The sequence below is a fragment of the Gemmatimonas sp. genome (assembly GCF_041689975.1).
Lineage (GTDB): Bacteria > Gemmatimonadota > Gemmatimonadetes > Gemmatimonadales > Gemmatimonadaceae > Gemmatimonas.
The window spans coordinates 1-8,883 of sequence record NZ_JBDNFF010000374.1 but is presented as its reverse complement, the minus strand read 5'-3'; the positions used below and the strand labels follow the sequence as shown (position 1 = coordinate 8,883).

Here is an 8,883-nt window from a genome sequence, read left to right as displayed (position 1 = left end):
CCGACAGGGCAGCGGACCGTTCTGCATCATCCCGACAGCGGGGGCGACGCCGGAATCGGCGATGGACGGCCCGGTGCGCACCTTTGAGCGTTACAGTGGCGCCGGCACGGCGCGCGGGGTCCTGATTTCGGCGAAGCAACCGGAGACTGCGCGCGATCCGGCGGTGGTGGCGCAACTCGAGGCCTGCTCGGGGTTTTACTTCATCGGCGGCGTGCAGTCCCGCGTGACGGCGGCGTTTCGCCCGGATGGGCAATCGACGCCGGCCTACGAGGCGGTGCTGAAGCGCTGGCGTGTGGGCGCCGTGGTGGCGGGGTCGAGTGCGGGCGCGGCGATCATGAGCGACCCGATGATCGCCAACGGCACGAGTGCGGGCGCGTTCTCTCGGGGCCTTGTACGCCGCGAGGGGGCCGCCGCCGACGACGATAGCACGGCGGGCATGGTGATGAGTCACGGCCTCGGATTCTTTCCCGCAGCGCTGGCCGATCAGCACTTCCTCGCGCGAGGCCGATTCGGTCGACTGCTGGTGGCGCTGCTCGATGTGCCGGGGTTCGATCTTGCGTTCGGGATCGACGAGAATACAGCCCTCGTGGTGGATGGACTGCAGGTGCGCGCCGTGGGGGCGTCGGCGGTCGCGGTGTTCGACGCGCGCGACGCCGTACGCGCCGGACGTTCGGCGCGCGGCGTGACCATGCACCTCATGGGTTCCGGGGATGCGTTCGACCTGAAATCACGCCGCTACACGGCGTCGGCTGAGAAGACCGCACTGGACGCCGGTGGGCCCGCCGTTGTATCGCCGGCGAACATCTTCGCGCCGTGGGAATTTCTTAGAACGCTCGACGCATTCGGACGTTCGACGGACCGCGAACTGTCGTGGCCCGTGTCCGGTGGTGCGATCACGCTGCGCAAGGCTGATGCGTTCCGGGCCACGCGTCTGGACGGCACGGGCGTCCAGAACGTCGTCGCGGGGCTGGGTATGACGGGCCTGCGCATGGATGTGGAGCGTCCTGCGACCGCAGGGCGTGCGCCGTAATCACGACGCTATGTTCCGCGCGGTCCCGCTACGTCACGTTCGCCCACCGTCTTCTCGTTCGTACTCTCACGCCGGGCATCCCATCGTGCAAGCCGCTCGCCGCTTTTCTGTCGCAGGTTTATCCGCCGCGTTGTCCTTGGCGCTCGCGACGAACCTCTTCGCGCAATCCACCACCACCCGCGCGCCGGTCGCCCCGCGAAAGTCGGCACAGGCCGCTCGCTACGACGCCACCATTCGGTGGACGAGTTACGGCATTCCGCACGTGAAATCGAACGACTGGGGAGGACTTGGCTACGGCTTCGCGTACGCGACGATGACCGATGCCGCGTGTACGTTGGCGCGCGACATCGTCATGGTGCGCGGTGATCTGTCGCGTACCTTCGGTCCCGACAGCGGCAATCGCGAGAGTGATCTGTTCCATCGCGCGTTGCTTCCCGATGCGGCGCTGCGTGCGTACACGACCCGCCAGAGCGCGACGAGCAATCGTTTCGACGCGGGCTACGTGGCTGGCTATAACCGCTATCTTAAAGATCACGCGAGCGATCTCTCTCCGTCCTGCAAGGGCGCTGCTTGGGTGGGACCCGTTACGGTGAACGACGTCACGCGGCTCCTGATCAGCGTGGGCATTCGGTACGGCGTAGGCCGGTTCACGAGGGAGATGGCCGCTGCCGCGCCGCCGACGGCCAAGAAGGCCGACGGCACCGGCGCGTTGTACGACTTCTCCACCGACTTCGATGCCCCCGAGGGCATCGGCAGCAACGCCGTCGCGATGGGTAAAGCTGTCACGGCGTCAGGGCGCGGCCTGCTGCTTGGCAACCCGCACTATCCGTGGCAAGGGTCGTCGCGCTTTCACCTCATTCATACCACCATTCCCGGCGTGCTGGATGTGATGGGCGTCAGTCTGTACACCACGAACCGCGTCAGTATAGGCTTCAACAAGGACGTTGCGTGGACGCACACGGTGTCCACCGGCACGCGCTCCACGCTCTACGCGCTCGATCTCGATCCGAACGACGCTACGCGCTATCGCTACGGCAGTGAATGGCGCACGATGACACAGGTGAACGTGGCACTGCCGGTGAAGCGCACGAGCGGCACGGAGACGACGGAAGCGCGCACGGTCTGGATGTCGCACTACGGTCCCATGGTCGCGTCGGCGCAGTTGCCGTGGACCGTAACGCGCGCCTACGCGGTGCGCGACGTGAATCTGGCCAATGATCGCAGCGCCGTCACCTACGACGCGCTCAATCGCGCGCGCACCGTGGCCGAAGTGGACGCGGCGATCAGCCTGGGCGGCGTGGCGTTTACGAACACGATTGCCGCCGACCGCAACGGCGCCGCGTATTACGCGGATGTGAGCGTGGTGCCCAACCTCAGCGCGGCGCAGCTCGATCTGTGCCGCGTGAAGATCAACACCGTGCCCGCGGCGATCATCGTGCTCAACGGTGCCGACACGCGATGTGAGTGGACCGTCGACCCCGCGGCGGCTGTACCCGGTGCCATGCCACCCAAGGCGATGCCGCGCATCACGCGTGATGACGCCGTGTCCAACTCGAACGACAGCTACTGGTTGGCGAATCCTGCGGCACCACTGGAAGGATTTTCGCCCATCATCGGCGCCGAGCGCACCGCGCGCAGCCTGCGCACACGCGCTGGGCTGACGTTCATCGCCGAAGCGACCGCCGCCGGCCGGAAGGTCACGCCCGACGCGTTGCAGTCGATGCTGTTCAGTCAGCGCCACTTCGGTGCAGAACTGCTACTCGACGATGTGCTCACGGTGTGTGCCGCGCCGCTCGCGCCGGTACCCATGACAACCGCGAGCGTGGACATCACGCCGTCGTGCAACGCGTTGCGCGGGTGGAGTCGTACGGAGACCGTCGACGGTCGCGGCGCGCAAGTGTGGCGCGAGTTCTGGCGCGTCGCGTCGCGCGTGCCGAATCTGTTCACGGTCCCGTTCAACGCGAACGATCCGGTGCACACACCGCGCGGTATCGCGGTGAATGAGCCCGCCGTGCGTGAGGGTATTCGGCGCGCCCTCGCGCAGGCCCAGCAGCGTCTTTCACAGGCTGGCGTCGCGCCGGACGCCACGCTCGGCAGCATCCAGTTCGACTTGCGCAACGGCGAGCGTATACCGGTTCCGGGTGGTGACGGTATTGCTGGCATGTGGAGCGTGATCAGCACTGAACTCAAACCGGGCGGTTACACGCCGATCCTCGCCGGCAACAGTTACATCCAGATCGTCGGCTGGAAGGCTGACGGCACGGTGGACCCGCGTGGCATCCTCACCTACTCGCAGCATGAAGATCCGAACGCGGAGCACGGCGGCGATCTCACGCGCCTGTATGCGAAAGGTGAGATGGTGAAGCTTCCCTTCACCGAGAAAGAGATCGCGGCCGACAAGCAGTTGAAGGTGTTGCGCGTGCGGCAGTAGCCGGTAGCGGCAGGCGGCGCGATTCGCCAGCGGATGCCCGCCGCACCGCGTACACTCCAGTATGATCTCCCGTCTCGTGTTGTTGCTGCACGCCGCTGCGGTTTGCCTGCCTGCCCTTGCCTCGGCGCAGTCCGCCGGGGCCACCCCTCCCCCTGGCTCAACGTCATCGACCAGCGCCGTCGGCAACCCGGTTGCCGACACGCGCCTTCGCGTCTTTCTCGATTGCCAGAATGCCCGCTGCGACCAGAACTTCTTCATTGCCGATCTTCCCTTCGCACTGTGGACGCAGGACCGACTCGACTCCGATGTGCACTTGCTGATCACCCGCATCGGCACGGCATCGGGAGGCGGTGAGTACACGCTGAGCTTCGTTGGTCAACGGCAGTTCGCATCGCGCCTCGACACGATGGTGACGTTTCTGCCGCCCAATACGACCGACGATGTCCGTCGTCGTGAACTCGCCCGCGTGGCCAAGGTGGGGTTGGCGCCTTTTGCCATGCGCTTACCGGGTGCTGAGCGCTTTTCGGTTCGCTACGAGGCGCCGAAGAACGCGCCAGCGGCACCCAAGCTCTCGTCACTGAGCGATCCCTGGAATTTCTGGGTCTACCGTATTCGGCTCAACGGCGCGGGGAGTGCGGAGACGCGAGGTAGCAACTACGAGCTCAACGGGAACGTGAACGCATCGCGCATCACCGAAGACTGGAAGATCACGGTGAACGCCCGCAACGACTACCGCGCCAATCGGTTCAAGCTGTCGAGCGGTGAGGAGCGCCGGTTCGTGCTGCGGTCGGCAGATGCCAACGTGCGTGTGGTCAAGTCCCTCACAGACCACTTGTCCATCGGTACGAACGCGAGCACCGGTTTCTCGGAGTTTCGCAACACCGAAGCCAGTGCCGCGGTCGATATGTCCGCGGAGTACAATTTTTATCCGTGGAAGGAGGCTACCAGTCGGCAGCTCCTGGCACTGGTCTCGGTCGGACAACGCTACTTCGATTACTACCAACCGAGCATCTTCGGATTCACCACCGAAAGCCGACCCGTCGCCCGCGCGATTCTGGCCACCGAATCGCGTCAGACCTGGGGTAACATCGACGGCTCTGTGCGTTACACGCGATTCCTGCACAACGCCGATACGTACAGCGTGAGCTTCAACGGGCGCACCAATATTCGTCTCACGCGCGGCCTCTCGCTCGAACTGCGCGGTGATGCCGCCCGCGTGAACGACCAGCTCTTCCTCGCGCGTGGCAATGCGAGCGATGACGAAGTGCTGACGCGTCAGCGCGCGTTGGCCACGTCGTTCCGGTTGAGCGGGTCGGTCGGGATCAACTTCACCTTCGGGTCGATCTACAACTCGATCGTGAATCCGCGGTTGGACGAGCTGGGGCAACCGTAGGCTCGAACGACCGTCACGGCGTGATCTTCTTCGGCGCCTGCTGCTTGATCTTCTCCATGTACTTCTGGAAGAAGAGCTTGTGGATGTCCATCATGTTGATCTCGCGGCCCTGGATGTACGACTGGATGATGTTGCTCGTCATGTCCAGCGGCGTCCCGGTCGTGATCAGCAACGTGCCTTCCTTGCCCACCTCCAGTGAGCCCACTTTGTCGGCGATGCCGAGGAACTCGGCGGCGTTGATGGTCACCGCCTTGAGCGCTTCCTCCTCGGGCAGGCCGAACGCCACGGCGACACCGGCCTCCCACGGCAGCCGGTAGCTGTACAGCGCACCGGAGCCACCGGCGATCGCGAACTTCACTCCCGCAGCGAACAGCTTCGCGGGTGTGGCATACGCGTTGTCGTAGCCTTCGTACTGCCGGTCGGGCGCGGACATGGTCGAGGTGAGAATCACCGGTACCTGCTCGGCCTTCAGGCGATCGGCCACCTGCAGCGCATCACGGCCGCCGCGGATGACCAGCTTGAGCCCCTCGGCCTTCCCCCACGTGATGGCATCGTTGATCTGCGCGGCGCCTTCGGCGGCGACCACCACTGGAATCGCGCCATCGAGCGCCGGCGTCATGGCGGCGTAACGCGCATCGGTGCGCACCGACGCGCCGGACTTCACGGCATCACGATACGCCCGCGCCTCGGCGAACCATTCCTTGATCTGCTGCACCTGATCGGCATACGTCTTGGGCGGCGGGCCGGGAGGGCCACCGCGACCACCTGGGCCACCGCCGCCGAAACGACCACCGGAACGCGCGTTCGGGTCCGGCCACTTCACGTTCAGTGCGGCCGCGCCCTTCATGGACATTTCTTCCCACGTCCATCCTTCCAGCGACATCGCCGACGACAGCCCCGAGATCACGCCGCCTTCCGGCGTACTGAAGGCCACCAGCACGCCTGCCGAACGCGTCGTGCCGATGTGCCGGCTTTCGGCATTCACTGCCACTTCGGCTCGCACATTGGGATTGAAGTCGCCGATCTCGCTGATGTCACTCGAGACATCTACCGAACCGATCTCCGTGATGCCCACCGTGCTGTAGGCGTCGATCAGGCCGGGGTAGATGTGCTTGCCACTCACGTCCACCACTTTGGCGCCACGCGGCACGGCGATCTCCGCGCCGCCGATCGCCGTGATCTTGCCACGGTCCATCACGATCGTGCCGTTGGTGATCGTGCCCTTGGTGACCGTGTGGATCGTGGCGCCGCGCAGCACCACCGGCTGCTCCTGCGGTGCCACCGTCATGCGCTCCTGCGCCAACACGCCGCGAGGAGCTACCAGCCCGCTGATCGCGGCCGAGCATGCGAGCGTCATCATGCGCGCAGTCGTGTTCATGGTTCGCATGGTCTCGAGTGTCGAAAGGAATGAACGGGTCACTTGCGTGCTCCTTCGTTACCGCGGCCGCGCGCCGGCGCGCCGGCGGGCGGGGGTTCGGCGCCACCAGCCGCCAGCACCGCCTGAAGCAACTGCGCGCGCTGCTTCGCGATATCCTCGCGCAGCACCTTGTCCTCGTCGAGCGAGAAGTACTTGCGGCCATCCACCCACGTCTGCTCGGCCTTCGTGAACTGCGACAGCGGGTTGCCGTTCCAGATCACGAAGTCGGCGTCCTTACCCGCTTCGAGTGAGCCCACGCGACTCTCGATCGCGATGGCTTTCGCCGACTGGTTCGTGACGGTGGAGAGCGCCATGATTTCGTCGAGTCCGGAGCGCAGCAGCTTGCCTGCTTCCCAGTTCATGCGCGTGGAGATTTCCGCGTCGTCGGAATGCAGTGACGTGACCACACCTGCCTCGATCAGCAACCGCGCATTGTACGACGTGGCATCATACGCCTCGAGCTTGAAGGCGCCCCAATCGCTCCACACCACGGCCGCGACGCCAGCCTTCTTGAGCTCACTGGCAATCTTGTACGCCTCCACGCCGTGCTGCAGCGCCTGCACCTTGAAGCCAAACTCCTCGGCCAGGCGGATCAGCGCCAGGAACTCGTCGGCGCGATAGCCGTGCGATGAGATCAGCAACTTCTGGTTGAGGATGTCGAGAATGGCTTCCATGCGCAGATCGCGACGCGGCGGAATGCCCGTCTTCTCCTTCTCCCAGCGCTTCCATTCCTTCTCGTAATCACGCGCCGCGAGGAAGTGATCGCGAATGATTTCCTGCACGCCCATGCGTGTGTTGGGATAGCGCGTCGGGCTGCGCTTCGGGTTCTCGCCGAGTGCGAACTTCACCGTGCGCGGCGCGCCCACGATCTTGTATTCGTCGGGGAGCGAGCCCCACCGCGTCTTCACGAACACGTTCTCGCCGCCGATCGGGTTGGCCGAGCCGTGCTTGATCATCGTGGTGGTGAGGCCGCCGGCCAGTTGGCGATAGAACCAGATGTTGTTGTGCGTGATCACGTCGCCCATCTGCACTTCAGGCACGATCGCGAACCCACTTTCGTTCACGGCGCTCACACCAGAGTGCGTGTGCGGGTCGATGAGCCCCGGCGTCACGTGCTTACCCGAAGCGTCGATTTCCGTGGCGCCGGCCGGTGCGACGAGCTTCTGCCCAACACGAACCACCTTGCCGGCCTGCACGAGCAGATCGGCGTTCTCGAGGCGCCCCTGTGGTCCCTGCGTCCACACGGTGGCGTTGCGCACCACGACGAACGCGGGCTGTGTTGGCGGCGCCGTGCGGCCGAACTCCATGGAGGGCCGCATGAACGGCAAGTCGAGCTTGGGCACCTTCACGGCAATCGTGCCGCGGGCGGGTCCTTCGAACGTTTCGGTACGCGTGCCGCGGTAGCGGGCGTCGGTACCATTGGGGAGCGAGAGCCAGCCGAAGAACGTGGTGTCGCGCACGGAGCCCGCCAGCAGCAGCGCGCCTTCCTGTCCGAGGGGCTCGCCGGGGATGGTCGCTTCGAGGCGACCCGTCTCGGCGATCACGCGTACAGCAGTAAGCGGCACGGGGCGACGGCCGCCCATTTCGACGGTGCCCTTGATGCGGTTGAGTGGCCCCTCGAGACGCAGCGTGATACTCTTGAACGTGCCGGCGTCGTCGGAGGTAATGACCCACGTGCCGCGCGGGTCTATCTGCGGCGGTCGCGAGACTCCGTAGCGGGTGCCCTGTACCCAGACGTCGCGCACGGCGGATTCTTCGGTGAAGAGGTCGCCCTCGCTGACCACGAGATTGGCCGCCTTGCCGACGGCGATGGTGCCATGCGTCTTCTCGATACCGAGCCACGCCGCGGGTACCGTAGTGAGTGCCGCGAGCGCCTTGTCGGGCGCGAGACCGCGAGCGACGGCGGTGCGCAGGTTGGGGAGGAACTGCGTCAGTGTCGACAGCCCGTCGGCGGTGATGGCGAAGGGCACACCGGCGGCGGCGAGCTGCGACGGGTTGGTGGGCGCAAGGTACCAGTGCCGCAAGTCCGCCAGTGTCACGTTGGTCGCCGCTTCGGGGCTCGACACATTCGGCGCATCGGGGAAGATGAGCGGCACGATGAGCGGCTGCGTGCGACCCTTCAGCACGTCGATGAGGCGGTATTCCTGGCCACTGCCGCGGAACCACGGTGTGAGCTTGTAGTCTTGGGCGAGTTTGTAGGCGCGAAGGTACTCCTCCTCGCTGTCGGTCTCGAAATACACGGGCTGCTTGCCTTGCACCGACTTGCCGAGGGCGGCGAGCGCCTCGCTCGTTTCCGGCGGCAAGATCGAGCGGCCGCCAGCCTCGTACGCGCCCCAGGCGCGGATGTACCACTCCGCATCCATGAACGTCTGTTTCATAAGGGCGATGGTACCCATGGCGGAGTTGGGGTACATGCCGCCCAGTGCGAAGGAGCGCTGAAAGCCGATCGCTTGCGCGAGGTCGGGGCGCAGCACGCGTTCACGTATGCCGCCGTCGCCAAGGTTGACCACCGACGCCGTGCCGCGGAAGATTCCTTGGCGCGGCACGGCGAGGGCTGCGCCGAAGCCGAGCGAGCGGAGCGCCGTGCGGCGTGTGGAATCGTCCTTGAGGTT

At 65.5% G+C, this 8,883-nt stretch carries 5 protein-coding genes; 3 read left to right on the top strand and 2 right to left on the bottom strand.

Annotated features, from left to right (window positions below; translation table 11 throughout):
• The 3 genes from ACESNG_RS21555 to ACESNG_RS21545 all read left to right on the top strand — a co-directional run.
• Positions 1-1,030, top strand: a 1,030-nt coding sequence (locus tag ACESNG_RS21555; protein ID WP_373070795.1) for a cyanophycinase, incomplete at its 5' end; no start/stop codon positions are given.
• A 130-nt stretch (positions 1,031-1,160) separates the two neighbouring features.
• Complete coding sequence (locus ACESNG_RS21550) at positions 1,161-3,461, top strand: penicillin acylase family protein (protein ID WP_373070793.1); 2,301 nt, start codon at positions 1,161-1,163, stop codon at positions 3,459-3,461.
• 61 nt (positions 3,462-3,522) lie between these two features.
• Positions 3,523-4,854, top strand: a complete 1,332-nt coding sequence (locus ACESNG_RS21545) for a hypothetical protein (protein WP_373059513.1) — start codon at positions 3,523-3,525, stop codon at positions 4,852-4,854.
• A gap of 13 nt (positions 4,855-4,867) precedes the next feature.
• Here the strand turns inward: ACESNG_RS21545 and ACESNG_RS21540 are convergent, their stop codons facing one another.
• Both ACESNG_RS21540 and ACESNG_RS21535 read right to left on the bottom strand, forming a co-directional pair.
• The gene (locus ACESNG_RS21540) at positions 4,868-6,241 is read right to left on the bottom strand and encodes an amidohydrolase family protein (protein WP_373070791.1); all 1,374 of its coding nucleotides are present in this window, start codon (positions 6,239-6,241) and stop codon (positions 4,868-4,870) included.
• A gap of 29 nt (positions 6,242-6,270) precedes the next feature.
• A partial coding sequence (locus ACESNG_RS21535) for an amidohydrolase family protein (RefSeq protein ID WP_373059509.1) occupies positions 6,271-8,883 on the bottom strand: 2,613 nt, incomplete at its 5' end.